Origin of the sequence: Streptomyces sp. NPDC088350, from assembly GCF_044753545.1 — a bacterium.
In the GTDB taxonomy this organism is placed as follows: domain Bacteria; phylum Actinomycetota; class Actinomycetes; order Streptomycetales; family Streptomycetaceae; genus Streptomyces.
Window position 1 is genome coordinate 120,834 of record NZ_JBIVNL010000002.1, and the last position, 25,286, is coordinate 146,119.

Consider the following 25,286-nt stretch of genomic DNA (forward strand, 5'->3'; position numbering starts at 1 on the left):
GGGGAGAACTCCCCAACCGCCTCCCCGCCCCGCCTCCCCCGCGTTGATCAGCGGAAACATCGTTCCGGGGAGGCGGGGAGGCACCCCAGGCCAGCCCCTGAAAACCCCCTCCACAGCACCCCCGCAAGGGGGTGTGTCCGCCTCCCCAACCCGTGTTCGGAAGGGATTCCGCATGCACCCCGACACCACCCCCGGCCACCGCCGGACCGACACCGCGATGACCGACGACGAAGCGGCCGTTGAGGCCGCGCGGATCATCGCCGACGCCTACCGGCCCGTGCCCGAGACGCCGACTTCCTACCGCGACCCCAGCCCCCTCCCCGCCTACGGCAGCACACCCCCGGTCACCCAGCCCGGCACCCCGCCCATGTCCCAGCGCGCCGTCGACGCCTCCCGGCTCATGCTCACCGCCGGACTGTCCACCGTGCCGCCCGGACTCATCGCGATCGGCGTGCTCATCGCCTCCCGGCACGCCGACCCCACCGTGATCGGCATGATCTGCGCCGCCCCCGCCGCGATCGCCGTGCCCATCCTCGCCATCGCCCGCCTGATCCGCAGCGCGGGTGAGGCCGCCCCCGACACGCACCACCACCACTACACCGGCCCGATCCGGCAGGAACACACCACCACCCACACACGCGGACTCATCGCCCGCACCCACAACGACCACCGCAACCGGTAGGAGCACCTGTGATGCGACTGCGACTTCAGGTCATCGGCTACCCCCGCCGGGTACTGGCCCTGATGGACACGCCCCGCCCCGACTGCCTCAACTGCGAGGGCGACGGCGGCATCGAGCACCCCTACGGCGACGACGACGGCGAGTACGCCGGAAGCGACTGGGAGCCCTGCGGGTGCTGGAACGAGAACCACCGCTGGCGCCTGCTGCCCCTGCCGCGACGTCCCCGCCTGCTGCGTCTCCGCCGTCACGGCCGTGACCCGTGGGGCCGCGACGGCTACAGCAGCGAACCGCCCTTCTAGCTGTGCCAAGGGCGGCCCCCTCGTCTCGCCAAAGATCCGGGGCCGCCCCTGTCCAGCCAGTCCACAACAGACCTGTTGGAGGCATCCAGCATGACCCACCACGCCCGATCCGCGCTGCTGCGCGCGGCCCTGAAAGCCGCCGAACGCGGCTGGCCCGTCATCCCGCTCCGTCCCCGCAGCAAGGTCCCCGCCCTGCACGGAGAGCGCCGCTGCCCCCGTACCGGCGACTGCGCCGGCGGACACCGCACGTTCGAGCAGCGGGCCACCACCGACCCCGCCCGCATCGAACGCTGCTGGAGTGCGGGCCCCTTCAACGTCGGCATCGCCACCGGACCCGCCGGCCTGCTCGTCGTCGACCTCGACACCCTCAAACCCACAGACGATGAGGGCACGCCTGACGGCGCGACGAACTTCCTGGCGCTCTGCGAGCGCGCCGGGCAAGCCGTCCCCGCCACCCGCCGCATCCGGACCCCCAGCGGCGGACAGCACCTGTACTTCACCGCCCCGCCCACCGCCCGGTTCGCCAACACCACGGGCACGCTCGCCCACCACATCGACACCCGCGCGTGGGGCGGACAGGTGGTCGCCCCCGGCAGCGAGACGCCACACGGCCCGTACACGGTCCTGGACGACACACCCGTTACAAACCTTCCCGAATGGCTCCAAAAGGCTCTGACGGCCCCACAGAAGCCCGCCACACCCCCTGTCATGCCCACACCGGCCCGCGACACCGGCCGGTACGCGGCAACGGCCCTGGAACGCGAAGTAACCGCCGTGGCGACCACGCCCCAGGGCGGACGCCAGGCCGAACTCCTGCGCGCCGTACGGGCCGTAGGCCGGTTCGTGGCCTGGGGAGACCTCGACCGCACCACCGTAGAAGCGGCCTTTACCTGCGGGGGCGAGTCGGCGGGACTCTCGCCGGCCGAGTGCCGCAACACCATCCGCAAGGCCCTGGACTACTCCATCCGCACAGCCTGGCCCCGGGAAACGGCATGACCACCCCCCGACCCCGCCCCGCAGGTAAAGGCACAACCACCACCCCGACCGGCCCCCGCCCCGCCGAACTCACCCCGCCACAGGCGGACTTGGGCGCCCCGCAGGGCGTCGCCGAAGGCGTCCCCACCGCTGTTCGCCCTGACCCGCCACGCGGAGACGGCCGGTACCCCATCGCGTGGCTGCACATCAACGCCCCGCGCGGCGCCACCCCGACCGCCCGGTCGACGTGCCTGTGCGGCAGGGACCGCAGCGCCGTGGGCCATGCCCGCGTCCACGCGCTCATCGCCGACCACACCGCCCACCGCGACACCTGCCCGCTCCGCACCCCCCAGGAAGGAAGGGCCGCCGCATGACCCAACCCATCGACGGGGCCGCACTGTTGGACGAGGTGGAAGCCTTCCACCGCCGCTTCAACGTCTTCCCCACCGAAGCCGCCTACGTCGCCGTCGCCCTGTGGGACGCACACGCTCACCTGCTCGACTGCTTCGACTCCACACCCCGCCTGGCGTTCCTCTCCCCGGAGCCGGGGTCGGGGAAGTCGCGGGCCCTGGAAGTCGTGGAAACCCTCGTTCCCGCACCGATGACGGCCGTCAACGCGTCCGCCGCCGCCCTGTTCCGCTCCGTGTCCAACCCCAACGGGCGGCCCACGATCCTGTTCGACGAGATCGACACGGTCTTCGGACCCAAGGCCGGCGACAACGAGGAATTGCGCGGGTTCCTCAATGCCGGACACCGCCGGACCGGGGTCACCTATCGGTGCATCGGAGATGGCGGCAACCAGACCGTCCAGGCGTTCCCCTCGTACTGCGGGGTCGCGGTCGCCGGACTTGGCTCACTGCCGGACACGATCATGACCCGGTCCGTCATCATCCGCATGCGCCGGCGGGCCCGCAACGAGAAGGTGGAAGCCTTCCGGGCGCGCCTGCACGAAGCGGAGGGGCACAAGCTCCGTGACCGCCTCGCACAATGGGCCGAACATGCCCGGGGGTTCGTCATGGGTGCGTGGCCGGACATGCCGGATGGCGTCACCGACCGGCCGGCGGACGTGTGGGAACCTCTGCTCGCCATCGCGGACGCGGTCGGCGGTGACTGGCCCGACCGGGCACGCGAGGCGTGCGTGACGCTGGTGACGGCGTCCCAGTCCAACGACAAGGGCAGTCTTGGCGTCCGGCTGCTGACCGACCTGCGCGATCACGTCATGGTCGGCATCGACCGCCTGCCCACCATCGCCATCCTCGACCGGCTCAACGCCCTTGATGACGCCCCGTGGGCCGATCTCCAGGGCAAACCGCTCGACAACCGGCGCCTGTCGAAGACGCTCTCGGAGTACATGACCGGCGACAACGAGCCGATCGCCTCCCGCAACATCAAGACCGCCGGGAGCGTCCTTAAGGGCTACTACGCCGCCGATCTCTGGGACGCGTGGGCCCGCTACTGCCCCCCACCCCCGGAAAGTCCGCTACCGCCGCTACCCGGCATGGGAAACGCGGCCTGACCAGCGATAACGAGGTAGCGGCAACCCGCCCTGGTTGCCGCTACCTCCCCGCTACCCATCCGCTACCGCTACCCCTTCCCGCTACCTCGAACAGGCCCCTGACCTGCGCGGTAGCGGCGGTAGCGGAAGTAGCGCCCCTCAGAGCCCCCCCGAGCACCCTCCTTCTGTCTCAGGGAGATCCCGCATGAGCATCGCCAGTGTGGACACCGTCCGGCTTGTTGAGGTCGACACCCCGGTCCCCGTTCTCCTGACCGTCAAAGAGGCTGCCAAGTGCCTCCGTATCGGCCGAACCACCTGCTTCGCCCTCATTCGCACCGGAGCGCTGGAGTCCCTGATGGTCGGTGGACTCCGGCGAGTTCCCGCCGACGCCCCGGCCGCCTATCTCGCCCGCCGACGCGTCGAACAGCGCGCGGCCTGAAGCATCCCTCACCGGAGCACCACCCCACCACGGGGTGGTGCTCCGGCTGTTTCACCCTGACCTGAAGGAGTCCGCTGTGGCGGAAGAGAAGAAGCGCACCCGACAGTCCAACGGCCGATCGTCCATCTACCAGGGCAACGACGGGAAATGGCACGGTCGCGTCACCGTAGGCGTACGTGACGACGGCACCCCGGATCGTCGCCATGTCGAGCGCAAGACCCGCCCGGAAGTCACCGAAGCCGTACGGGAGTTGGAGAAGCAGCGCGACGCCAAGACCGTGCGCAAGCCCGGCAAGCCCTGGACGGTCAAGGCGTGGCTGACGCACTGGATCGAGAACGTGGCGCCCCTAGCGGTCAACGACAACACGATGGTCGGGTACGGCGTGGCCGTGCGGAAGCACCTCATCCCTGGCCTGGGCGCTCACCGGCTCGACAGGCTCAAGCCCGAACACATCGAGGTGTTCTACGCGAAGATGCAGGCCAGCGGCAGGAAGCCCGCGACTGCTCACCAGGTCCACCGCACGTTCCGCGCCGCGCTCAATGAGGCGGTGCGGCGCGGCCATCTCGGGAAGAACCCGGTCCTGTTGGCCAAGGCTCCGAAGGTGGGTGAGTACGAGGTGGAGCCCTACAGTGTGCAAGAGGTGCAGCGTTTGCTCAAGGCCGCTGACCTGCACCGTAACTCTGCACGCTGGGCTGTGGCGCTCGCCCTCGGACTACGTCAGGGGGAAGTGCTGGGCCTGAAGTGGGACGACGTAGACCTTGACGGCGGGTTCCTGATGGTCCGCCGTAGTCGGCACCGGCCACAGTTCGCGCACGGATGCGCGGAACCCTGCGGACGCAAGGCCGGGTACTGCCCGGAGAAGCGCCGCAAGAACCCGGAGACGTCGACCACCAAGTCGCGCGCCGGCCGTCGCGCGGTCGGTCTCCCGGAACAACTCGTCGACCTACTGCGGGCACACCGCAAGGCCCAAGAGGCGGAGAAGCAGGAAGCCGGAAAGTACTGGGTGGAAGGCGGCTGGGTGTTCCCTGACAAGCACGGACGCAGTCCCTCCCACCGGAGGGACTGGACCGAGTGGAAGGATCTGCTGTCAGAGGCGAACATCCGGGACGGGCGTCTGCACGATGCTCGTCACACGGCCGCCACGGTTCTGCTCATCCTCGGGGTACCTGAGCGCGCCGTCATGGGCCTCATGGGATGGTCGACCACCGCCATGGCCGCGCGGTACCAGCACATGGTGGACGCGGTACGCGCCGACGTGGCGCGACAGGTCGACGGTCTGATCTGGAAACCCGAGACGGAACGGCCGGACGATGACGACGGCACGGTCGGCGCTCTCGTACCGGCGAACTGAGACGGGAACTGAGACGAACGGCCAAAACGGCGGTACCCCCTCTGGGGTGCCGCCGTTTCGTTTTGCCTGGTCAAGGCGCTTGGAGGCCGTGGCGGGAATCGAACCCGCGTAACTCGCTTTGCAGGCGAGTCCCTGAACCACTCGGGCACACGGCCGTGTTTGGTGAGTTGACCGTAGGGCCGGGCGATGGCTCGGAACAAGGGGGCCGGGGGTGATGCAACGGGACTGCCATACGCCGTTCACGAACGCGGAGCGCTACCCCCCCCGTCGCCCTGGTCGTACGACCAAGGTCTCAGAGGTGGACGGACCTCCGACAGGGGTCAACCCGGTATATGGGCCTTACGCTGGCCTCCATGACCGTCCTCGAACCTCGTGACACCGGCGTCACGGACACCGCCCCTGACCTGGCCGACGAGTGTGGCGACACCGTGTTGGGGCGGTCGCACCGGGCGCTCAGTGTCGGGATCGTGTCCGTGGTTCTGCTGATCGCCTTTGAGGCCACCGCCGTTGGAACGGCCATGCCCGTCGCCGCTCGGGAGCTGGGCGGAGTGGCGTTGTACGCGTTCGCCTTCTCCGGGTACTTCACCACCAGCTTGTTCGGGATGGTGTTCGCCGGGCAGTGGTCGGATCGGCGGGGGCCGCTCGGGGCGTTGACCACCGGGATCGGGGCGTTCGCCGCCGGGCTGGTCGTGGCCGGGACCGCTCAGGTCATGTGGGTGTTCATCGTCGGGCGGGCCGTGCAGGGGCTCGGGGGCGGGCTGGTCATCGTCGCTCTGTACGTCGTCGTCGGGCGGGCCTACCCCGAGCGGTTGCGGCCCGCCATCATGGCCGCGTTCGCCGCGAGCTGGGTCGTGCCGTCCGTCGTCGGGCCGCTTGCCTCCGGGGCGGTGACCGAACACCTGGGATGGCGCTGGGTGTTCCTCGGGATTCCGGTGCTTGTCGTCTTTCCGCTCGCGCTCGCCCTGCCGCAGATACGGCGCCGGGCCGCCGGGCCCGTGTCCGGGCAGGGGCGGCAGTCGTCCGGGTCGTTCGACCGGCGGCGTATCCGGCTCGCCCTCGGGATCTCGCTCGGTGCCGGGCTCTTTCAGTACGCCGCTCAGGATCTGACGTGGTTCTCCGTACTCCCTGCCGCCGCGGGCGTCGCCCTGCTCGTGCCCGCCGTGCTCGGGCTGTTGCCGCGCGGGACGTACCGGGCGGCGCGGGGGCTGCCCTCGGTCGTGCTGCTGCGCGGGGTGGCCGCCGGGTCGTTCATCTCGGCCGAGTCCTTCGTGCCGTTGATGTTGGTGACCCAGCGGGGGCTGTCGCCGACCTTGGCCGGGTTCTCGCTCGCGGCGGGGGGCGGGACATGGGCGCTCGGGTCGTGGGTGCAGGCGCGGGCGCGGGTGGAGCCGTACCGGGAGCGGTTGATGACGGTGGGGATGGTGCTGGTGGCCGCCGCCGTCGCCGGGGCGCCGAGTGTCCTCATCCATGCCGTGCCCGTGTGGATCGTCGCCGTCGCGTGGGGGTTCGGGTGTTTCGGGATGGGGCTGGTGATCTCCTCCACCAGTGTGCTGCTGCTTCAGCTCTCCGCGCCGGAAGAGGCCGGCTCCAACTCCGCCGCGCTGCAGATCTCCGACGGGCTGTCCAACGTCGTTCTGCTCTCCGTCGGCGGGGCCGCGTTCGGTGCGCTGGGTGGGGGCACGGTGGGGCATGCCGTCGGCTCGGGGAGTGGCGGGGCGCATCCGGGGGCGTTCGCCGCCGTGTTCGTGCCTATGGCGGGGGTGGCGTTGGTGGGGGCGTGGGTGAGTACTCGGGTGCGGGCCACTTGATCTCGGTACCATAGTGACCCCATGGGTGGTACCGTCGTGGTATGGCTATGAACCTTCGTCTGCGCGACGACCAGCAGGAGGCGCTCAAGCTGCGTGCCGAGGAGGAGGGGCGCAGCATGCACGCCATAGTGCTTCAGGCGATCGACCGATATCTGGAGCAGGAGGCGGACCGGGCTACGGTTCGTCGGCTCGGGGCCAAGTACGCGGCAGGCCACGCTGACCTGCTGCGGAGGCTGGGGGAGTAGGAGTGAAGTACCTCACGGTCCAGGAGGTCCTGGACCTGGCGGAGCTGGCTTGCGGGGAGCGGACCCAGGTTGCCGTTCGTGACCTGGGACTGCTCAGTTCGGCCGTCCACCGTCCCCAGTCTCAGATGTTCGGCGTCGAGGCGTACACGGACCTCTTCGAGAAGGCCGCGGCGCTACTCCAGTCGCTTGCCGTAAACCATCCCCTGGTGGACGGCAACAAGCGCATGGCGTGGATGTCCACAGTCGTCTTCCTCGACTTCAACGGTACGGAGATGCTGGGCGTCGATCAGGATGAGGCGTACAAACTCGTCATCGAAGTGGCGGCGGGCAGTTTGGAGGACGCAGGGCTGATCGCCCTGCGTTTGCGGGCTCTGTACGAGGCGATGTGACCTCAGTCCCATCCCCCGCCACCCCGGCGTCGTCCGCACGTTGACACCACCGGCCCGCCGGTAGGGTGGCCCGGTTGTCATACGTAGCCCACGTAGCCGACGTAACAGCTGCAGCAGACATAGACGTAACAGCTGCACCAGACATAGCCGAGCCGCCCGACCGAACAAACGGAGACCGTGACTACCACCGCCGCCTCCTCCGCCTCAGCCGCCCCTTCCGGGACGTCCTCCCACCACCTCTCCCCGGCCTTCCCCGGCCGCGCCCCCTGGGGCACCGCGAGCAAGCTGCGGGCCTGGCAGCAAGGGGCGATGGAGAGGTATGTCCAGGAGCAGCCGCGGGACTTCCTCGCGGTCGCGACCCCCGGGGCCGGCAAGACGACCTTCGCGCTCACCCTCGCCTCCTGGCTGCTGCACCACCATGTCGTGCAGCAGGTGACCGTGGTGGCGCCGACCGAGCACCTGAAGAAGCAGTGGGCGGAAGCCGCCGCGCGCATAGGGATCAAGCTCGACCCGGAGTACAGCGCGGGGCCGCTCGGCAAGGACTACGACGGTGTCGCCGTCACCTACGCCGGTGTCGGCGTGCGGCCCATGCTGCACCGCAACCGCGTCGAGCAGCGCAAGACGCTGGTCATTCTTGACGAGATCCACCATGCCGGTGACTCGAAGTCGTGGGGCGAGGCGTGTCTGGAGGCGTTCGAGCCGGCCACCCGGCGGCTCGCGCTGACCGGTACGCCGTTCCGGTCCGACACCAATCCCATTCCCTTCGTGACGTACGAGGAAGGGAACGACGGGATCCGGCGGTCGTCCGCCGACTACACCTACGGTTACGGCTCCGCGCTCAGCGACGGAGTCGTGCGGCCCGTCATCTTCCTCTCCTACAGCGGCAACATGCGGTGGCGGACCAAGGCGGGCGACGAGATCGCCGCGCGGCTCGGCGAGCCCATGACCAAGGACGCGATCAGCCAGGCCTGGCGTACGGCGCTGGACGCGCGCGGTGAGTGGATGCCGAGCGTGCTGCGCGCCGCCGACCAGCGGCTCACCGAGGTCAGGAAGGGCATCCCGGACGCCGGCGCGCTCGTCATCGCCACCGACCAGGACTCCGCGCGCGCCTACGCCAAGCTGATCCGCGAGATCACCGGCTCCAAGGCGACCGTCGTCCTGTCGGACGACACCGGTGCCTCCCAGCGCATCGACGACTTCGCGGCGAGCAACGACCGGTGGATGGTCGCCGTGCGGATGGTGTCCGAGGGCGTCGACGTGCCCCGGCTCGCCGTCGGGGTGTACGCCACCACCATCTCCACCCCCCTCTTCTTCGCCCAGGCCGTCGGGCGTTTCGTGCGGTCCCGGCGCCGGGGCGAGACCGCCTCCGTCTTCCTTCCCACCGTCCCCGACCTCCTCACCTTCGCCAACGAGATGGAGGTCGAGCGCGACCACGCCCTCGACAAGCCGAAGAAGGAGGGCGAGGAGGACCCGTACGCCGAGTCCGAGAAGGAGATGGACGAGGCGAACAAGGAGCAGGACGAGGACACCGGCGAGCAGGAGCAGTTCGCCTTCGAGGCCCTGGAGTCCGAGGCCGTCTTCGACCGGGTCCTCTACGACGGCGCCGAGTTCGGCATGCAGGCGCACCCGGGGAGCGAGGAGGAGCAGGACTACCTCGGCATCCCCGGGCTCCTCGAACCCGACCAGGTGCAGATGCTGCTCCAGAAGCGGCAGGCCCGGCAGATCGCGCACAGCCGCAAGAAGCCGGACGACCAGGCCGACCTGCTGGAACTGCCCGCCGAACGGCGGCCCGTCGTCTCCCACAAGGAGATGATGGAGCTGCGGAAGTCGCTCAACACCATGGTCTCCGCGTACGTCCACCAGACCGGCAAACCGCACGGCGTCATCCACACCGAGCTGCGCCGCACCTGTGGCGGCCCGCCGAGCGCCGAGGCCACGGCCGGGCAGCTGCGGCAGCGCATCGCCAAGGTCCAGGAGTGGGCCACCCGCATGAAGTGATCCCCAGGTCGGGGCATATCGGCATCAAATGGACCGGTCCATACCAGTCGGTGACCGGATTCTGGACGGAGACTTCCGCTCAGCGAACCGCCTTCGCTACTGTCCCGCTACGCACACGCCCCGTGGCAGCGCCGCCGCGGAGCGCAGCCGTGAAGCGACTGGGCCCGGACTCACCGAGCCGTCCTGCCGATCGGCGGCCTCTGAAGCGCGTCACTGACGGGACTCGGTGACGCAACCGCCGCGAGGGGGCCGCCGACCTCACCACCTAAGGAGTGGGCGTCGTGACCGCGGAGACCTCTCAGACGCTCGACCGGGGACTGCGCGTCCTCAAACTGCTGGCCGATACGGACCACGGGCTGACCGTCACCGAGCTATCCAACAAACTGGGCGTCAACCGGACCGTCGTGTACCGGTTGCTGGCGACACTCGAACAGCACGCACTCGTACGCCGTGATCTGGGCGGCCGGGCCCGGGTCGGGCTCGGGGTGCTGCGGCTCGGCCGCCAAGTGCATCCGCTGGTACGGGAGGCAGCGCTGCCCGCGCTGCGGTCGCTGGCCGAGGACATCGGGGCGACCGCTCATCTCACCCTGGTCGACGGGTCGGACGCCCTCGCCGTCGCGGTGGTCGAGCCGACCTGGACGGACTACCACGTGGCCTACCGGGCCGGCTTCCGCCATCCCCTGGACCGCGGAGCCGCGGGCCGGGCGATCCTCGCCGCCCGGCACCGGGTGGCGGACGAGCCCGGGTACACCTTGACGCAGGGCGAGTTGGAGGCGGGGGCGAGCGGTGCCGCGGCACCGCTGCTCGGGGTCACGGGGGTCGAGGGGAGCGTCGGCGTCGTGATGCTGGCCGACGCGGTGCCCGAGCGGGTGGGGCCGAGGGTCGTGGACGCGGCGCGCGAGGTCGCGGAGGCGCTGCGCTGACGGCTCCGTCGTCAGCTCACCGTCAGTTCCACCGACGGCTCCGCTCGTGGTTCCGTCCGCTGTTCGGGCCGCAGTCCTGTTCGTAGTCCTGTTCGCAGTTCCGTTCGTAGTTCCGTTCGTGGCTCCGCTCACGGCGAGACGTGTTCGTGAGGTGACCGGCGCCGGCCGGAAGTGACCGTCGCGTTAGATTGATCCCGTGCTCCTCTCTCGCCTCACGCGCCCCCAGGCCGTAGCCGTCTGCGCCCTGCCCGTCGTGGCACTGCTCGCCACGGCGGGCTTCGCGCCGCTGCCGTTCTCGCTGGCGCAGCCCGGTCTGACCGCGAACGTGCTCGGCGAGAACAAGGGCACCCCGGTCATCACGATCTCCGGGGCGCCGGTGCGCACGACGAGCGGTCAGTTGCGCATGACGACGATCGAGGCGACCGGACCCGATCAGCGTGTCTCGTTGAGCGATGTGATCGACAGCTGGTTCCGTACCGACCGTGCGGTCATGCCGCGCGACTCGGTCTACCCGAGCGGCAACAGCGTCAAGGAGATCGAGCAGCACAACACGGAACAGATGCAGGAGTCGCAGGACGACGCGACGATCGCCGCGCTCAACTACCTGAACCTCAGCGACAAGAAGGTGAAGGTCACGCTCAGGCTCGCGGATGTCGGCGGCCCCAGCGCCGGGCTGCTGTTCACCCTGGGGATCATCGACAAGCTGAAGGGCGACGGCGACGGGGGCGACCTCACGGGCGGTCGCGTCATCGCCGGTACGGGGACGATCGGCACCGACGGCACGGTGGGCGCGGTCGGGGGAGTGGCCCTCAAGACCCAGGCCGCGCGACGTGACGGTGCGACGGTGTTCCTGGTGCCGAAGGCCGAGTGCACGGACGCCAAGTCGGAACTGCCCAAGGGCCTACGACTGGTTCCGGTGACCTCGCTGAAGGGCGCGGTGAGTGCGCTGGAGGCGCTGGAGACGGGTAAGGGTTCCGTACCGAACTGCTAGGCGACGGCGGGCTTCGGCGCGGTCGCGGCGAGACGCAGGCCCAGTTCTACGAGGGTCCAGCCGACGCGGGTACGGAGTTCCCGCGGAGGCTTGGCGGCAAGGGCGAGGCGGTGGGCGTCGGCCTGGGCGTGAAGGCCGGCGATGTGGCAGGCGGCGAGCTGCGCGGTGTTGCCGTTCATGGTGGTGCCTCTCAATCCGTCTCGATGGGGAACAGGTGGGTGTGGATGCGCACTTGCTCGGAACCGGGGGTGGCCTTGTCGAGGTCGAGGTCCCGGTAGCCGTCGATCAGTTCGTGCATCTTGCCGATGAGCTCGCGGGCCAGATCGGGCGTCAGCCGTAGCGACATGTCGCTCATGTCGGAGGAGCGGAACCAGTCGTCCGGCCAGTCCTCGCGGGTGCCGAGCCAGGTCGACAGCTCGCGGGTGTGGGTGTTGGCGACTTCGTGCAGGAACAGCTCAGCCGCACCGCGTACTTCTGGGGCGGCGTCCTTGAAGTGCTCGCTGTCGAACACCAGCCCCTGATCGACCGCCCGCCACCAGCGTTCCCGCCCTTTCCCGTGTTCCGGTGCGTCTTCGACGAAGCCGTGAACGGCGAGCTGGCGCAGGTGATAGCTGGTCGCTCCGCTGGACTCGCCCAGCTTCGCGGCCAGTTGGGAGGCGGTGGCGGGACCTCCGCGCCGCAGCGCGTCCAGCAGCTGCATGCGCAGCGGATGCGCGATGCCACGCAGTGAGCGGGCGTCGAGCTTTCGCAAGTTGGGCTGTTCCGGCATGCGTACAAAGATAGCGTTGCAAAGAAGTTGTTGCAAGAGGTTCTTTGCAACTTCCGCTCGGCAAGTCGCCGCCCCCCGGGGTTACTTGACCAACCCCTCCGCCTTCATCCAGTCCAACGCCACCTGATGCGGATCCTCCCCGTCGACATCCACCTTGGCGTTCAGCGCCTGCGCCACCGTGTTGTTCAGCCTCTTCGTGACCGGGTCGAGGACCTCCGCGATCGCCGGCCACTTCTTCAGGGCCTTCGTGTTGATCTCCGGCGCCGCGTTGTAGTTGGGGAAGAACTTCTTGTCGTCGGCCATCACCGCGAGGTTCATGGACTTGATGCGCCCGTCGGTGGTGAAGACCTCGCCGTACGTGCAACTCCCCTTCTTCACCTGGGTGTAGATGATCCCGGTGTCCATCTGCGTGATGTTCTTCGCCGGGATGTCCATGCCGTACGCCTTCTCCATGCCCGGCAGTCCGTCCGCGCGGTTGGCGAACTCGCTCTCCACGCACACCGACACCGCGCCCGGGTCCTTCTTGGTCAGCGCGGCCACGTCCGAGAGCGTCTTCGTGCCGTACTTCTTGAAGTTGGCCTGGTTCATGGCGAGGGCGTAGGTGTTGTTGAGGGCCGAGGGCGGCAGCCAGGTCAGGCCGTTCTTCAGGTCCGCGTCCCGGACCGCCTGCCACTGCTTCATCGGGTCGGTGATCGGCCTGCTGTTGCCGAGGTAGGTGATCCACGCGGTGCCGGTGTACTCGTACATCCCGTCCGCGTCACCGGACTTGACGGCCTCCCGCGCGCCGATCGAACCCTGGATGCCGGTCCGGTCGAGGACGTCCGCGCCGGCCGCCTGGAAGGCGATGCCCATCATCGCGCCGAGGATCAGCTGCTCGGTGAACTCCTTGGAGGTGACGGTGAGATGGGCGCCCTTGAGGGGCTCGCCCCGTCCGATCGTGCCGGGGCCGACGTCGTCGACCATCGGGGAGCCGCTGGTCAGTCCGCAGCCGGACACGGCGATCAGCGCGCCGACCGTCACCAGACAGGTCCGCTTCACGTGCCCGCCTCCCGTCCCCGTGGCCGCAGCGGCAGACGGATGTGTCTCATGCGCCCGCCTCCAATCCCCTTGGCCGCAGCAGCAGTTCGGCCAGCGAGGCCAGCCAGTCCACGAGCAGGGCGAGGCTGACCGTGAGGATCGAGCCGAGGACCAGGACGGGCATCCGCTGGGTGGTGATGCCGGTGGTGATCAGGACGCCCAGGCCGCCGCCCCCGCCGAAGGTCGCCAGGGTCGCCGTACCGACGTTGAGGACGAGGGCCGTGCGGACGCCGGCCAGGATCAACGGGACCGCGAGGGGCAGCTCCACCCTTGCCAGGACGCCCAGTGGGGACATGCCGATGCCTCGGGCCGCTTCGAGGAGCGTGGGGTCGTTGGCCTCCAGGCCCGCGATGGTGTTGGAGAGGACAGGCAGGACGGCGTAGATGATGATGCCGATCAGGGCCGCCCTCTCGCCGGTGCCGAGCCAGATCACCAGGAGGGCCAGCAGGCCGATCGCCGGGGTCGCCTGGCCCATGTTGGCGAAGGTCATCGCCACCGGGGCGGCCTTCCGGAACGCGCCCCGGGTCAGGAGGATGCCCAGCGGGATCGCGATGACCAGCACGAAGAACGTGGAGATCACGGTCAGTTGGACGTGCTGCCAAAGGGCCTTGGAGACCTGCCCGTTGGACAGGGCGTTCTCCGAGATGGCGTCCAGGTGCGCCTGTTCGAACCACAGCCAGGTCGCGAGCAGGATCGCCACCAGCGCGGCGGGCAGGAAGGTCAGCTTCTGCCAGGTGATCCGGCGCTTCGGGGGAGTCGCGGGCGGCGGTGCCTCGACTTCCGTCTCTTCGTCCAGCTCGGGAGTGGTCACGCCTTTTTCTCCCCTCCGGCGCCTTCCTGCTCGGCGTGCGTCTGGAGGGCCCGCGCCTCCACCAGCTCGTGCTGTGCCTCCATCGCCTCCAGCCGGTCGGCCTCCAGCAGTTCGTGCACGGAGTTCATCAGCGTCTCCATGTCGACGACCCCGATGTACTCGCCGCGCCGCCCGGTGACCGCGACCCGCCCCGCGTTGTCCGTCAGCACGGCCTCCAACGCGTCCCGGAGTGTCGCGTCCCGGGTCACGGTGTCGCTGACCAGGGTGCCCGCGCGGGCCAGCGAGCCCTTGGCGCGCATCATGTCGCCGCGCCGCAGCCACTTGTACGGCCGGCCGCGCTTGTCGAGGAGCAGGATCTCGTTGGTGCCGCTGTCCCGGAGCCTGTCGAAGATGTTCTGGAGCGGGTCGTCCACGGTCACCGTCGGATAGTCGGTGATCTCCACGTCCCGTACGCGGGTGAGGTTCAGCCGCTTGAGGGCGGCCCCGGCGCCCACGAACCCGGACACGAAGTCGTCCGCCGGGTTGGTGAGGATCGCCTCCGGGGTGTCGAACTGCGCGATGTGCGAGCGTTCGCGCAGCACGGCGATCCGGTCGCCCAGTTTGATCGCCTCGTCGAAGTCGTGGGTGACGAACACGATCGTCTTGTGCAGTTCGTGCTGGAGCCTGATCAACTCGTCCTGGAGATGGTCGCGGGTGATCGGGTCGACCGCGCCGAACGGCTCGTCCATCAGCAGCACCGGCGGATCCGCCGCCAACGCCCGTGCCACGCCCACGCGTTGCTGTTGCCCGCCGGAGAGCTGGCGCGGATAGCGGCCCTGGAACTCGCCGGCGTCGAGCCCGACCAGGTCGAGCATCTCCTCCACCCGGTCCCTGATCCGGGACTTCGGCCAGCCGATCATCCTCGGCACCAGCGCGATGTTCTGGGCGACGGTCATGTGCGGGAAGAGACCGCTCGACTGGATCGCGTAGCCGACCTTGCGGCGCAGCTTCACCGGGTCGATGTCGGTGACGTCCTCGCCGCCGATGCGGATCCGGCCGCCGGTCGGTTCGATCAGCCGGTTGATCATCTTGAGCGTGGTGGACTTGCCGCAGCCGGAGGGCCCGACGAAGACGACCAACTCGCCCGCCTTGATCTCCATGTTGACGCTGTCGACGGCCGGCTGCGGGCTGCCGGGATACCTCTTGGTCAGGTTCTCCAGCTCGATGGAGGCACCGGAGGTCGTCGTGGCCGGCTCAGACACGGATCCCCCTGGGAATGGTCAGCCGTCCCAGAAGGACGTACGCGGCGTCGAACAGCAGCGCCAGGACGATGATCCCGAGCGTGCCCGCGAGCACCTGGTTGAGGGCGTTCCTGCTGCCCAGCGAGCCGATACCGCGGAAGATCTCGTTGCCGAGACCGGGCCCGGACGCGTACGCCGCGATGGCCGCGATGCCCATCAGCATCTGCGTGGAGACCCGGATCCCGGTCAGGATCGGCGGCCAGGCCAGCGGCAGTTCGACCCGCGCCAGCCGCATCAGCCGGGACATCCCGATGCCCTTCGCCGCGTCCACCAGGGACGGGTCGACCCCGCGCAGGCCCACGATCGCGTTACGGACGATCGGCAGCAGGCCGTACAGGGTCAGAGCGATCACCGTGGGCGGAACGCCGAGACCGACGATCGGAATGAGCAGACCGATCATGGCGAGCGACGGAATGGTCAGAACGGTCGAAGTGGCCGTGGTGGCCAGGCTGCCCGCCCACTCGCTCCGATAGGTCACGACGCCGATCAGCACCCCGATCAGCGTGGCCACGACCATGCACTGGAAGACCGCGCTGGCGTGCTGATAGGCGTCGGTGAGCAGCTGCTGGTGCCGGTTGCCCACGTACTCCCAGAAGCTCACATGCCCACACCCCTACGTCGGCCAGGTCGTCGTCCCTTCCGGGTCCTCCGCCGCCTGCTTCACCAACGGGATGACCCGCAGTGGAACGGGGTTCTCCATCACGATCGCGGTGGCGGCCCGGACAATGCCATCAAAACCGACAACCCGGTCGATGACCCGCTGGAGATCGGCGTTCGACCGGGCCACCAGCCGGCACAGCATGTCCCCGCTGCCGGTGGTGGTGTGCAGTTCCAGGACCTCGGGGACTGTCGCCAAGTGCGCCCGTACGTCCGTGCCTTGCCCCTGCCGGATCTCCAGCGTCGCGAACGCCGTGACCGGGTAGCCGAGCGCCGCCGGATCGACCTGCGGCCCGAATCCCCGGATGACTCCATTCGACTGAAGCCGGTCCAGCCGCGCCTGCACCGTCCCCCGGGCCACCCCGAGCCGCCGGGACATCTCCAGCACCCCGATCCGCGGCTCCTCGGCCAACAGCACGATGATCCGGCCGTCGAGTCGATCGATCCCCATGGTCCGCCTCCGAGGGTGGTCATCCTGTACAGAAAGCCCGCCGAAACGGTCGTACCACTGAACACAATGCCCAGCGAATACGCGAACTATTGCGCACCTTGCCAGCGGGGGAGAGCCTTCGGCCATGACGCAGACCACTCACCACACTCCCGACACCGCCCGGCAGGCCGACCCCTTCCCGGTCAAGGGAATGGACGCGGTCGTCTTCGCCGTGGGCAACGCCAAGCAGGCGGCGCACTACTACTCCACGGCCTTCGGCATGACGCTGGCCGCCTACTCCGGACCGGAGAACGGCAGCCGCGAGACCGCCTCGTACGTCCTCACCAACGGCTCCGCCCGCTTCGTGTTCACCTCCGTCATCAGGGCCGGCACCCCCTGGGGCGAGTTCCTCACCCGCCATGTGGCCGAGCACGGCGACGGTGTCGTCGACCTCGCCATCGAGGTGCCGGACGCGCGCGCCGCGCACGCCTACGCCGTCGCGCACGGCGCCCGCTCGCTCGCCGAGCCGTACGAGCTGAAGGACGAGCACGGCACGGTCGTCCTCGCCGCGATCGCCACCTACGGCGAGACCCGCCACACGCTCGTCGAGCGCGTGGACTACGACGGCCCCTACCTCCCCGGCTTCGACCCGGCCGACCCGCTCGTCGAGGCGCCCGCCCACCGCACCTTCCAGGCCATCGACCACTGCGTCGGCAACGTCGAACTCGGCCACATGAACGAGTGGGTCGGCTTCTACAACAAGGTCATGGGCTTCACGAACATGAAGGAGTTCGTGGGCGACGACATCGCGACCGAGTACAGCGCCCTGATGTCGAAGGTCGTCGCCGACGGCACCCTGAAGGTCAAGTTCCCGATCAACGAGCCGGCCGTCGCCAAGAAGAAGTCCCAGATCGACGAGTACCTGGAGTTCTACGGCGGCGCCGGCGTCCAGCACATCGCGCTCAACACCAACGACATCGTGCGGACGGTACGGACCATGCGCGCGGCCGGTGTCCGCTTCCTCGACACCCCCGACTCGTACTACGACACCCTCGGCGAGTGGGTCGGCGACACCCGCGTCCCCGTCGAGACCCTGCGCGAAATGAAGATCCTCGCCGACCGCGACGAGGACGGCTACCTGCTCCAGATCTTCACCAAGCCGGTCCAGGACCGTCCCACGGTGTTCTTCGAACTCATCGAGCGGCACGGCTCCATGGGCTTCGGCAAGGGCAACTTCAAGGCCCTGTTCGAGGCGATCGAGCGGGAGCAGGAGAAGCGGGGCAACCTGTAACAAGCCGTAGCCGCGGATACGGCCGTAGGCTGCGTCCATGGCCAGGATCAACGACGTGGGCGGCACCCAGGGCTTCGGTGCCATCGACACCACCGACGACCCGGAGCCCTTCCACGCCGACTGGGAGGCGCGGGTCGTCGGGCTGTTCAACGCCCTGCGCGGGCAGGGGATCTTCAACACCAACGAGTTCCGGGACGCGATCGAGGCGATCCCGCCCGCCGCGTACCTGTCGATGTCGTACTACGAACGCTGGTTCACCGCGCTCACCACGCTGCTGGAACGCAAGGGCGTGCTCGCACCGGGTGAGTTGGATGACTGACCGCTTCCCGCCCGGCACCCGCGTCCGGACCTTCCGGCACGACCCGCCGCACCACACCCGCCTGCCCCGTTACGCACGCGGCAAGTCCGGTGTCGTCGTCGAGCCGGAGGGGCGGGCGGAATTGGCCGACGTCAGTGCGCGGGGGAGCGGGGACGCGCCGGTGGAGCAGGTGTACGCGGTGCGGTTCGCGGCCCGGGACCTGTGGGGCGAGGGCGACCACCAGGTCGTACTGGACCTGTGGGAAAGCTACTTGGAAGCGTGCGAAGAGGATCGTGACGATGAGCGGTGACCACGAGGACGCCTCGATCTCCCGGCGGGTGCGGCGCCTGGAGACCCTGCTGGAGGAGAAGGGGGTCGTCGCGGGCGGGGCGGTCGACGAGGTGCTCGACGCGTTCCTCGCGGGCGCGTCACCGGCGAACGGGGCACGGGTCGTGGCCCGCGCCTGGACCGACCGGGCCTACCGGGAGCGGCTGTTGACGGACGGCACGGCGGCCGTTCAGGAACTCGGCTTCATGGACGGCTCGTTCCAGCGGCTGCGGGTCGTCGAGAACACCGGCGCGACGCACAACGTCATCGTCTGCACCCTCTGCTCCTGCTACCCCCTCGCGCTCCTCGGCCCGTCCCCTGGCTGGTACAAGTCGGAGGCCTACCGCTCCCGCGTGGTGCGCGAACCCCGGTCCGTGCTGGCCGAGTTCGGGCTCCAACTGCCCACGGCCACGGACATCACCGTGTGGGACTCCAGCGCGGAGACCCGCTACATGGTCCTGCCGCGCAGGCCCGAGGGCACGGAGTCACTCACGGAGGACGAACTCGCCGCACTGGTCACCCGCAACGCGCTGATCGGCACGGCGGCCGTGTGACACGGAGGCTCAACCCGCCTTCTCCTGCGGCTCCTTGTCCTGAGGTTCCTTGTCCGTGGGCAGGGGCTCGTCCGGCGGCTCGCCCAGCGCCCCCAACGCGGCCTGGGCCAGCGGCACTTGGAGTGGCGAGAAGTACGGGTTGATCTGCAGCGCCTCCTGGAGATGCCGGCGCGCGGACGCGAACTTCTCCAACTCCCGCTCGATCATGCCCCGGTGGTACGCGTACCGCGCGTCCCGCACCCCGCCCCCGTGCACCCTGTCCGTCGCCACCGACGCGAACTTCAGCGCCTCCTCGTCCTGCCCGGCCCGGTGCAGCGCCCACCCCAGCGCGTCGGCCACCGCGATCCCCGGCTGCCGCGTCCACTCGCCCCGCAGCCGCCGTACGGCGTCCCGAGCGTCCCCGTGGTCCGCCTCGAACGCGCCGAGCACCAACTCGTCGTCGACCCCGCCCGCCGCGTCCTTGGCCACCAGGGCGCGCAGCGTGTCGTACTGCACCCGGGCCGCCTGCCCGAGCCCCAGCGACTCGTACAACTCGCCGAGTTCCAGGGCGTATTGAGGGGTCGGCTGCTTGGCGAGGGCGACCTGGTAGGCGTTCAGCGCCTCGGAGGTCCGGCCCAGCGCGGCCAGTACCCGTCCCTCACCGGCGAGTGCCTCCCGCTGGTCGGGGTCGATCCGTACGGCCGCCTCGAAGTGCCGTAGCGCGACCTCACGGTCCCCGCGTTCCCAGGCCAGCTCACCGGCCCGCTGCCACCAGGCCGCCTGTTCGGCGGGCGCGGTGGCCTTCGCCGCCGCGTCGGCGAGCTGGGCGGCGGCGTCCTCGCGCCAGCCCCGGTCGCGGTAGACGGCGGCGGCGCGTGCCATCACGGCGGGCCCGGAGTGCAGCTCCAGCAGCTTGTCCAGGGTCCGCTTGGTCGCCTTGTAGTCGCCGAGTCCGGTGTACGCGTCGATCAGCAGCGGATACGTCGTCCACCGCTTCGGCGCCAGCTTCACCGCGGCCTCGCCCCAGCCGCGCGCCGCCCGGAAGTCCCGCCGCTCGTTCGCGAGGGCCGTAAGACCGTCCATCGCCACGGCGCTCGCGTCGTTGCCCTTCGCGCGGACCTTCAGCGAGGTGTGGAGGGCCTGGTCGGCCTTCGGGTAGTACAGGGCGTCACCGGTCCGCCGCCCCTGCTCCACATAGGCCACGCCGAGCACCGCCCACGACCGCGCGTCCGTCGGACGGGCCCGCACCCGGGCCTCGCGGTCGCCGATCAGCGCGGCCAGGTCGGGCAGCGCGGCCGGCACCCCGGCGGTCACCGCGGTCAGCGCCTGCGTCTTGGGTCCCGGCGCGGGCGGCGGCGCGGGGCGCGGCTCCTCGGGCAGCAGCCACAGCAGCCCGCCGACCACGGCACCCGCGGCGACCGCGGCGATCAGTACCCGCCGCAGAACGGGGGAGCGGCGCCTGCGCGGCTCCGCCACCAGGGAGGTGCCCGGGCTCCGCTGTTCGTTCTCCATGGCGCTCACTGTGCGTCAGTACGACGACCACATCCCGGCACCGAAAGCCGCGTGCGGACGGGGTTCACACCGATGGCCGTGGGTGCGACGCTGTGATCATGAGCCGTATCGAAGCGCCTCGCGACCACGACACCGGAACCCTCGTCGACCGGCTGCTGACCGGTCTGCCCGCCGAGGCCGTCCTCACCGACCCGGACGTCACCGTCTCGTACGCCAACGACATGGCGAGCTTCTGCCCGTCCGGCACCCCCGCCGTCGTCGTGCTGCCGCGCACGGTCGAACAGGTCCAGCACGTCATGCGCGTCGCCACCGCACTGCGCGTCCCGGTCGTCCCGCAGGGCGCCCGCACCGGCCTGTCGGGCGCGGCGAACGCTTCTGAGGGCTGCATCGTCCTGTCCCTCACCAAGATGGACCGCATCCTGGAGATCAGCCCGGTCGACCGCATCGCCGTCGTCGAGCCGGGCGTCGTCAACGCGGCCCTCTCCCGAGCGGTCGACGAACACGGCCTGTACTACCCGCCCGACCCCTCCAGCTGGGAGATGTGCACGATCGGCGGCAACATCGGCACGGCGTCCGGCGGGCTGTGCTGTGTGAAGTACGGGGTGACGGCCGAGTACGTCCTCGGCCTGGACGTCGTCCTCGCCGACGGCCGGCTGATGAGCACCGGCCGGCGTACGGCCAAGGGAGTCGCCGGGTACGACCTGACCCGGCTGTTCGTCGGCTCCGAGGGCTCGCTCGGGATCGTCGTGAAGGCGATCCTGGCGCTGAAGCCGAAGCCGCCCCAACAGCTCGTCCTGGCCGCCGAGTTCGGGTCCGCGGCGGCGGCCTGCGACGCCGTGTGCCGGATCATGGCGGAGGGGCACGTCCCGTCCCTCCTCGAACTGATGGACCGTACGACCGTCAAGGCCGTCAACGACCTGGCGCACATGGGACTGCCGGAGAGCACGGAGGCGCTGCTGCTGGCGGCCTTCGACACCTTGGACCCCGCCGCCGACCTGGCCGCCGTAGGAGCCCTCTGTGAGGCCGCGGGGGCCACGCAGGTGGTGCCCGCCGAGGACGCGGCCGAGTCCGAACTGCTGCTCCAGGCGCGGCGGTTGTCGCTCACGGCGCTGGAGGCGGTCAAGGGCACGACGATGATCGACGACGTGTGCGTGCCCCGGTCGCGGCTCGGCGAGATGCTCGAAGGGGTGGAACGGATCGCGGAGAAGTACCGGTTGACGATCGGCGTCTGCGCGCACGCCGGCGACGGCAACACGCACCCTACCGTCTGCTTCGACGCGCAGGACCCCGACGAGTCCCGGCGCGCCCGCGAGTCCTTCGACGAGATCATGGCCCTCGGCCTCGAACTCGGCGGCACCATCACCGGCGAACACGGCGTCGGCGTCCTGAAGAAGGAGTGGCTGGCCCGCGAGATCGGCCCGGTGGGCGTGGAGATGCAGCGGGCGGTGAAGGCGAGCTTCGACCCGCTGGGGATCCTCAACCCGGGCAAGCTGTTCTGACGCGGGCGCGGGAGACCCTTCCCGTAGAAATGTGACACTTGAGGGGGTCGGTGTCACATTTCTGGAACTCACTCCCTGTCCCTCGACTCGTCCGACGGCCACGGGTCGCGCAGCCACAGGTCGTCGGCCGCGGTCGGTGCGAGCAGCTCGGCCAGGCCGTCGTCGATGCCGAGCTGCTCCGCCTCAGAGCCCGGGGGGACCACCCGGAGGGTGCGTTCCAGCCACGCCGACACCTGGGCCGCCGGGGCCTGGAGCAGGGCGTCCCCGTCGGGTGAACTCAGCGCCATCAGGATGACACCGCGCCCCTCCACCTTCGTCGGCCACACCCGCACGTCCCCGTGCCCGCACGGCCGGAACACGCCCTCGACGAGCAGTTCGCGGGCGAACGTCCAGTGCACGGGGTGCTCGGAGTTGATGTGGAAGGAGATGTGGACGGCGTACGGGTCGTCGGTGCGGTAGCTGAGCCGGGCCGGCACCGGAATGCTCCGCTCCGGCGACAGGATGAGCTTCAGCTCCAACTCCCGCTCTACCACTGTGTGCATGACGTGTGTCTCCTCTCGTGCGACGGACCCTGTGGTGAGCCCGTACGAGTGGAGAGGGCGTGCGGCGCCAAGCATTACGCGAGTTCGGGAATCTTTTTTTCCGCGAGGCTTCGCGGGGCTTCGGACGGTGTGAAATCCGTGCATGAGGTTGCCCGGAATGGGGTGGGTACGGCGGGACGGGCAGTGGTGGTCGCACGGGTCTGGTAGATGTGGACACCCTCATTCGACCTCCGAGCAGATACGGGACGACGGACATGAGCGCCCCAACCCCGGCACCCGGTGACGACAGACCCCGCGAGGGGTACTACCCGGACCCGTCCATTCCTGGCTATGTCCGGTACTGGAACGGCGCGTCCTGGGTGCCGGGCACCAGCCGCCCGGCGCCGTCGGACGGGCTGCCGCCCGGCGCGGGACCGTCCGTCGAGGAGACCGGGCCGCACTTCTTCGACGAGGACCCCGCCCCGGAGAACCGGGCGGATCCGGCGCGCGCCCAGCACGGCAGCCGCCCCGAACCGGCGACGGCCTGGGGCGCGGACCGCGCCCACCAGAGCGGCTTCGGCGGCGACCAGGACCGCCGCGTCTCCTGGGGCGCCCCGGACCCGAGAGTGCCCACCGACACCCCCGCCTCCCCCGACGAACCCTCCACCCCCGGCACCTTCGTCTTCCGCCGCCCGACGCCCCCGGGTACGGACACCCCGGACGAGGGCACGACGACTTTCCGCCGCCCGCCCCCGCGCACACCGCAACAGGGCGGGGCGCCGGGGGCGCAGGGCGGGGGCGCGGGGCCCGCGGGCGCCTTCGACGCACAGGGCTCGACGGGTTCGGGCTCAGGTGCCGGGGGTTTCGGTGCGCAGGGCGGGGCGGGTTCGGGCACGGGCGCCGGCGGCTTCGGCTCCCAGGTTCAGGGGGGAGCCGACTCGGCTGCCGGCCGCTTCGGCTCGCAGGGTTCGGCGGGATCGGCGGGATCGGGATCGGGTGCCGGTCGCTTCGGCGCGCAGGGCCCCGTAGGAACCGGCTCCGCCGCAGGCGGCTTCGGTGCCTCGCCCTCCGCCGGTGACCAGTCCTCCCGTGCCGGAGGCCAAACGCCCGTCGGGAACGCCCCCTTGAGCGACCCCCCCGGCCCCGGCTTCGGTGCCGGCAAGGCGGCAGCCGCCCGTGCCGCCGTACAGGCCCAGGCGGGCACCGGCACCGGAGCACCCGCCTCCGCCCTCTCCGGTGTTCAGCAGTCCGCCCCCGGCGTGCCCTCGCAGCCGGGCCCGCCGCAGGCGTCCGTGGCCACGCCCGCGCCCCTGCCCATGGCCACCGGAACCGGCGGCGGACAGCCCTCGTGGGCGCAGCAGGTGCATCGGCTGGCGGGGGACGAGGACGGGCCCGTAGCGCCCTGGAAGCCGCCCGTGGAGGACGTGTTCCAGGCGGCGGCCCGGCGGCAGTCGGCGGCGCGGCCCGCGGGTCTCGGCAAGCGGCTGGTCGCGCGGCTCGTCGACACCGCCGTGCTCGGCGCGGTCACCGGCGCGGTGGCCGTACCGCTCGGCACCAGGGCGGCCGACCACATCAACGAGAAGATCGACGCGGCCAAGCTCTCCGGCCGTACCGAGACGGTGTGGCTGCTGGACGGCACCACGGCCGCCTATCTGGGCATCGTCCTCGCCGTACTCCTCCTCTTCGGCGTTCTCTACGAGGTGCTGCCCACCGCCAAGTGGGGCCGCACGCTGGGCAAGAAGCTGTGCGGTCTGGAGGTGCGCGGCATCGAGAGCCACGAGCCGCCCGGCTTCGGCGGGGCGCTGCGCCGCTGGCTGGTCTACTGCGTTCCGGGACTGCTCGGTATCGGGGTCGTGGGGGTCGCCTGGTGCCTGTTCGACCGGCCGTGGCGCCAGTGCTGGCACGACAAGGCAGCACATACGTTCGTCGCGGGATAGGGGTGTAGGGCATCCGGGGTACCTGATTCCGTACCCCGGACGGCCGCTCGCCGGATGCGGAGCCGCGGGGTTCGCGGTCGACTCGGGCCATGAGCACCGAACCGCCTCCGGGCTCCGGCCAGCAGCCGCCGGAAGACGACCCGTTCAGGAAGCAGCCCCCTCCTGGCCAGGGATCGGGCTCACCGTACGACCCGCCGTACGGCAGCGAGCCCCCGCCCTACGGCGGCGGCTCCTACCCCACCGACCCCCTCGCCGGTATGCCCCCGCTCGCCGACAGCGGCCGGCGCACGCTCGCCCGGATCATCGACATGATCCTCGTCGGCATCGTCGTGTGGCTGCTCACCTGGGCCTTCGGGGTGCACGAGTACGACGTGAACTCCGACAACATGTCCTACGCCAAGTCGCTCGGGCAGTCGCTCACCGCGGCCGTGCTCTACATCGGCTACGACACCGTGATGCTCGCCAAGTCGGGCCAGACGCTGGGCAAGAAGTGGCTGGGCCTGCGCGTCGCCGACCTCGACAACGGCTCGACGCCCTCCGTGCAGACCAACCTGATCCGCGCGGCGGTGCTGTGGATCCCGTTCGCGTTCTGCTGCGCCTGCATCTGGACGGCGATCAGCGGCGGCTGGAGCTTCTTCGACAAGCCGTACAAGCAGGGGCTGCACGACAAGGCGGCCAAGACCGTGGTGGTCAGCACGCGTTGACGTGACCGGGGACCGGGGGCATCACCCGGGGCGCATACAGCGATC

At 70.1% G+C, this 25,286-nt stretch carries 29 protein-coding genes and 1 tRNA gene; 20 read left to right on the top strand and 10 right to left on the bottom strand.

Annotated elements, in window-relative coordinates:
• Window positions 1–172 precede the first annotated feature (172 nt).
• The 7 genes from ACIQBL_RS05745 (at window position 173) to ACIQBL_RS05775 (ending at window position 5,241) form a co-directional block, all read left to right on the top strand.
• The gene (locus tag ACIQBL_RS05745) at window positions 173–682 is read left to right on the top strand and encodes a hypothetical protein (RefSeq protein ID WP_401937239.1); all 510 of its coding nucleotides are present in this window, start codon (window positions 173–175) and stop codon (window positions 680–682) included.
• Window positions 683–690: 8 nt separating this feature from the next.
• Window positions 691–981: a hypothetical protein gene (locus ACIQBL_RS05750; RefSeq protein WP_401937241.1), complete on the top strand. Its 291-nt coding sequence runs from the start codon at window positions 691–693 to the stop codon at window positions 979–981.
• A 90-nt stretch (window positions 982–1,071) separates the two neighbouring features.
• Complete coding sequence (locus tag ACIQBL_RS05755) at window positions 1,072–1,977, top strand: bifunctional DNA primase/polymerase (RefSeq protein ID WP_401937243.1); 906 nt, start codon at window positions 1,072–1,074, stop codon at window positions 1,975–1,977.
• A complete protein-coding gene (locus ACIQBL_RS05760) occupies window positions 1,974–2,330 on the top strand; it encodes a hypothetical protein (protein ID WP_401937245.1) in 357 nt (118 codons plus the stop codon). The genes ACIQBL_RS05755 and ACIQBL_RS05760 overlap by 4 nt, the downstream gene beginning before the upstream one ends.
• Window positions 2,327–3,472 (top strand): DUF3631 domain-containing protein, encoded by a 1,146-nt coding sequence (locus ACIQBL_RS05765; protein WP_401937247.1) that lies wholly within the window; start codon window positions 2,327–2,329, stop codon window positions 3,470–3,472. Before ACIQBL_RS05760 ends, ACIQBL_RS05765 begins: the two co-directional genes overlap by 4 nt.
• 184 nt (window positions 3,473–3,656) lie before the next feature.
• Complete coding sequence (locus tag ACIQBL_RS05770; RefSeq protein WP_401937249.1) at window positions 3,657–3,890, top strand: helix-turn-helix domain-containing protein; 234 nt, start codon at window positions 3,657–3,659, stop codon at window positions 3,888–3,890.
• Between the two features lie 76 nt (window positions 3,891–3,966).
• Window positions 3,967–5,241, top strand: a complete 1,275-nt coding sequence (locus ACIQBL_RS05775) for a tyrosine-type recombinase/integrase (RefSeq protein ID WP_401937250.1) — start codon at window positions 3,967–3,969, stop codon at window positions 5,239–5,241.
• Between the two features lie 80 nt (window positions 5,242–5,321).
• Here the strand turns inward: ACIQBL_RS05775 and ACIQBL_RS05780 are convergent.
• Window positions 5,322–5,396, bottom strand: a tRNA-Cys gene (locus tag ACIQBL_RS05780).
• A 198-nt stretch (window positions 5,397–5,594) separates the two neighbouring features.
• Between ACIQBL_RS05780 and ACIQBL_RS05785 the strand changes: the two genes are divergently transcribed.
• From ACIQBL_RS05785 to ACIQBL_RS05810, 6 genes are all read left to right on the top strand, one after another.
• A complete protein-coding gene (locus ACIQBL_RS05785) occupies window positions 5,595–7,049 on the top strand; it encodes an MFS transporter (protein ID WP_401937252.1) in 1,455 nt (484 codons plus the stop codon).
• A 47-nt stretch (window positions 7,050–7,096) separates the two neighbouring features.
• Window positions 7,097–7,294 (top strand): Arc family DNA-binding protein, encoded by a 198-nt coding sequence (locus ACIQBL_RS05790; RefSeq protein WP_013003224.1) that lies wholly within the window; start codon window positions 7,097–7,099, stop codon window positions 7,292–7,294.
• 2 nt (window positions 7,295–7,296) lie between these two features.
• Window positions 7,297–7,683 (top strand): type II toxin-antitoxin system death-on-curing family toxin, encoded by a 387-nt coding sequence (locus ACIQBL_RS05795; protein WP_401937254.1) that lies wholly within the window; start codon window positions 7,297–7,299, stop codon window positions 7,681–7,683.
• 177 nt (window positions 7,684–7,860) lie between these two features.
• A complete protein-coding gene (locus ACIQBL_RS05800; protein WP_401937257.1) occupies window positions 7,861–9,681 on the top strand; it encodes a DEAD/DEAH box helicase in 1,821 nt (606 codons plus the stop codon).
• Between the two features lie 281 nt (window positions 9,682–9,962).
• Complete coding sequence (locus tag ACIQBL_RS05805) at window positions 9,963–10,604, top strand: IclR family transcriptional regulator (protein WP_401937259.1); 642 nt, start codon at window positions 9,963–9,965, stop codon at window positions 10,602–10,604.
• Window positions 10,605–10,800: 196 nt separating this feature from the next.
• Window positions 10,801–11,595: a S16 family serine protease gene (locus ACIQBL_RS05810; protein ID WP_401937261.1), complete on the top strand. Its 795-nt coding sequence runs from the start codon at window positions 10,801–10,803 to the stop codon at window positions 11,593–11,595.
• Here the strand turns inward: ACIQBL_RS05810 and ACIQBL_RS05815 are convergent.
• The 7 genes from ACIQBL_RS05815 to ACIQBL_RS05845 form a co-directional block, all read right to left on the bottom strand.
• Entirely contained in the window at window positions 11,592–11,774 is a 183-nt protein-coding gene (locus tag ACIQBL_RS05815) for a hypothetical protein (protein WP_401937263.1), read from the bottom strand. The two genes, ACIQBL_RS05810 and ACIQBL_RS05815, sit on opposite strands and share 4 nt — an antisense overlap.
• Window positions 11,775–11,785: 11 nt before the next feature.
• Entirely contained in the window at window positions 11,786–12,364 is a 579-nt protein-coding gene (locus ACIQBL_RS05820; RefSeq protein WP_401937264.1) for an ArsR/SmtB family transcription factor, read from the bottom strand.
• Window positions 12,365–12,445: 81 nt separating this feature from the next.
• On the bottom strand, window positions 12,446–13,402 hold the full coding sequence (locus tag ACIQBL_RS05825; protein ID WP_401937266.1) for a glycine betaine ABC transporter substrate-binding protein: 957 nt from the start codon (window positions 13,400–13,402) through the stop codon (window positions 12,446–12,448).
• A 46-nt stretch (window positions 13,403–13,448) separates the two neighbouring features.
• Complete coding sequence (locus tag ACIQBL_RS05830) at window positions 13,449–14,252, bottom strand: ABC transporter permease (RefSeq protein WP_401937268.1); 804 nt, start codon at window positions 14,250–14,252, stop codon at window positions 13,449–13,451.
• Complete coding sequence (locus tag ACIQBL_RS05835) at window positions 14,249–15,493, bottom strand: betaine/proline/choline family ABC transporter ATP-binding protein (RefSeq protein ID WP_401937270.1); 1,245 nt, start codon at window positions 15,491–15,493, stop codon at window positions 14,249–14,251. The genes ACIQBL_RS05830 and ACIQBL_RS05835 overlap by 4 nt, the downstream gene beginning before the upstream one ends.
• Window positions 15,486–16,133, bottom strand: coding sequence for an ABC transporter permease (locus ACIQBL_RS05840; protein WP_401937272.1), 648 nt, complete (start codon window positions 16,131–16,133; stop codon window positions 15,486–15,488). The genes ACIQBL_RS05835 and ACIQBL_RS05840 overlap by 8 nt, the downstream gene beginning before the upstream one ends.
• A gap of 12 nt (window positions 16,134–16,145) precedes the next feature.
• Window positions 16,146–16,640, bottom strand: a complete 495-nt coding sequence (locus tag ACIQBL_RS05845; protein ID WP_401937274.1) for an Lrp/AsnC family transcriptional regulator — start codon at window positions 16,638–16,640, stop codon at window positions 16,146–16,148.
• 124 nt (window positions 16,641–16,764) lie between these two features.
• Here ACIQBL_RS05845 and hppD point away from each other — a divergent pair, with 124 nt between their 5' ends.
• Genes hppD through nthA form a run of 4 tightly spaced genes read left to right on the top strand, consistent with a single transcriptional unit; the run spans window position 16,765 to window position 19,089 of the window.
• Window positions 16,765–17,910: a 4-hydroxyphenylpyruvate dioxygenase gene (hppD, locus tag ACIQBL_RS05850; RefSeq protein ID WP_401937276.1), complete on the top strand. Its 1,146-nt coding sequence runs from the start codon at window positions 16,765–16,767 to the stop codon at window positions 17,908–17,910.
• Between the two features lie 37 nt (window positions 17,911–17,947).
• Window positions 17,948–18,229, top strand: a complete 282-nt coding sequence (locus tag ACIQBL_RS05855; protein ID WP_401937277.1) for a hypothetical protein — start codon at window positions 17,948–17,950, stop codon at window positions 18,227–18,229.
• The gene (locus tag ACIQBL_RS05860) at window positions 18,222–18,518 is read left to right on the top strand and encodes an SH3-like domain-containing protein (protein ID WP_401937279.1); all 297 of its coding nucleotides are present in this window, start codon (window positions 18,222–18,224) and stop codon (window positions 18,516–18,518) included. The genes ACIQBL_RS05855 and ACIQBL_RS05860 overlap by 8 nt, the downstream gene beginning before the upstream one ends.
• Window positions 18,508–19,089 (top strand): nitrile hydratase subunit alpha, encoded by a 582-nt coding sequence (nthA, locus tag ACIQBL_RS05865; protein WP_401937282.1) that lies wholly within the window; start codon window positions 18,508–18,510, stop codon window positions 19,087–19,089. Before ACIQBL_RS05860 ends, nthA begins: the two co-directional genes overlap by 11 nt.
• Window positions 19,090–19,098: 9 nt before the next feature.
• Here the strand turns inward: nthA and ACIQBL_RS05870 are convergent, their stop codons facing one another.
• Window positions 19,099–20,580, bottom strand: a complete 1,482-nt coding sequence (locus ACIQBL_RS05870) for a tetratricopeptide repeat protein (RefSeq protein ID WP_401937284.1) — start codon at window positions 20,578–20,580, stop codon at window positions 19,099–19,101.
• Between the two features lie 92 nt (window positions 20,581–20,672).
• On the opposite strand from ACIQBL_RS05870, the gene ACIQBL_RS05875 reads away from it, so the two are divergent.
• The gene (locus ACIQBL_RS05875) at window positions 20,673–22,079 is read left to right on the top strand and encodes an FAD-binding oxidoreductase (RefSeq protein WP_401937286.1); all 1,407 of its coding nucleotides are present in this window, start codon (window positions 20,673–20,675) and stop codon (window positions 22,077–22,079) included.
• Window positions 22,080–22,147: 68 nt separating this feature from the next.
• On the opposite strand, the gene ACIQBL_RS05880 is transcribed toward ACIQBL_RS05875, so the two are convergent.
• A complete protein-coding gene (locus ACIQBL_RS05880; RefSeq protein WP_401937287.1) occupies window positions 22,148–22,621 on the bottom strand; it encodes an SsgA family sporulation/cell division regulator in 474 nt (157 codons plus the stop codon).
• A gap of 254 nt (window positions 22,622–22,875) precedes the next feature.
• Between ACIQBL_RS05880 and ACIQBL_RS05885 the strand changes: the two genes are divergently transcribed.
• Together ACIQBL_RS05885 and ACIQBL_RS05890 are read left to right on the top strand one after the other, a co-directional pair.
• Window positions 22,876–24,537 (top strand): RDD family protein, encoded by a 1,662-nt coding sequence (locus ACIQBL_RS05885; RefSeq protein ID WP_401937289.1) that lies wholly within the window; start codon window positions 22,876–22,878, stop codon window positions 24,535–24,537.
• A gap of 89 nt (window positions 24,538–24,626) precedes the next feature.
• Window positions 24,627–25,241 (top strand): RDD family protein, encoded by a 615-nt coding sequence (locus tag ACIQBL_RS05890; RefSeq protein ID WP_401937291.1) that lies wholly within the window; start codon window positions 24,627–24,629, stop codon window positions 25,239–25,241.
• Window positions 25,242–25,286 lie beyond the last annotated feature (45 nt).

Coding starts and splice junctions, on each gene's coding strand:
- ACIQBL_RS05745 (WP_401937239.1), top strand. CDS start 173: ATGCACCCCGACACCACCCCCGGCCACCGCCGGACCGACACCGCGATG.
- ACIQBL_RS05755 (WP_401937243.1), top strand. CDS start 1,072: ATGACCCACCACGCCCGATCCGCGCTGCTGCGCGCGGCCCTGAAAGCC.
- ACIQBL_RS05760 (WP_401937245.1), top strand. CDS start 1,974: ATGACCACCCCCCGACCCCGCCCCGCAGGTAAAGGCACAACCACCACC.
- ACIQBL_RS05765 (WP_401937247.1), top strand. CDS start 2,327: ATGACCCAACCCATCGACGGGGCCGCACTGTTGGACGAGGTGGAAGCC.
- ACIQBL_RS05770 (WP_401937249.1), top strand. CDS start 3,657: ATGAGCATCGCCAGTGTGGACACCGTCCGGCTTGTTGAGGTCGACACC.
- ACIQBL_RS05785 (WP_401937252.1), top strand. CDS start 5,595: ATGACCGTCCTCGAACCTCGTGACACCGGCGTCACGGACACCGCCCCT.
- ACIQBL_RS05790 (WP_013003224.1), top strand. CDS start 7,097: ATGAACCTTCGTCTGCGCGACGACCAGCAGGAGGCGCTCAAGCTGCGT.
- ACIQBL_RS05815 (WP_401937263.1), bottom strand. CDS start 11,774: ATGAACGGCAACACCGCGCAGCTCGCCGCCTGCCACATCGCCGGCCTT.
- ACIQBL_RS05820 (WP_401937264.1), bottom strand. CDS start 12,364: ATGCCGGAACAGCCCAACTTGCGAAAGCTCGACGCCCGCTCACTGCGT.
- ACIQBL_RS05845 (WP_401937274.1), bottom strand. CDS start 16,640: ATGGGGATCGATCGACTCGACGGCCGGATCATCGTGCTGTTGGCCGAG.
- hppD (WP_401937276.1), top strand. CDS start 16,765: ATGACGCAGACCACTCACCACACTCCCGACACCGCCCGGCAGGCCGAC.
- ACIQBL_RS05855 (WP_401937277.1), top strand. CDS start 17,948: ATGGCCAGGATCAACGACGTGGGCGGCACCCAGGGCTTCGGTGCCATC.
- ACIQBL_RS05860 (WP_401937279.1), top strand. CDS start 18,222: ATGACTGACCGCTTCCCGCCCGGCACCCGCGTCCGGACCTTCCGGCAC.
- nthA (WP_401937282.1), top strand. CDS start 18,508: ATGAGCGGTGACCACGAGGACGCCTCGATCTCCCGGCGGGTGCGGCGC.
- ACIQBL_RS05870 (WP_401937284.1), bottom strand. CDS start 20,580: ATGGAGAACGAACAGCGGAGCCCGGGCACCTCCCTGGTGGCGGAGCCG.
- ACIQBL_RS05880 (WP_401937287.1), bottom strand. CDS start 22,621: ATGCACACAGTGGTAGAGCGGGAGTTGGAGCTGAAGCTCATCCTGTCG.
- ACIQBL_RS05885 (WP_401937289.1), top strand. CDS start 22,876: ATGAGCGCCCCAACCCCGGCACCCGGTGACGACAGACCCCGCGAGGGG.
- ACIQBL_RS05890 (WP_401937291.1), top strand. CDS start 24,627: ATGAGCACCGAACCGCCTCCGGGCTCCGGCCAGCAGCCGCCGGAAGAC.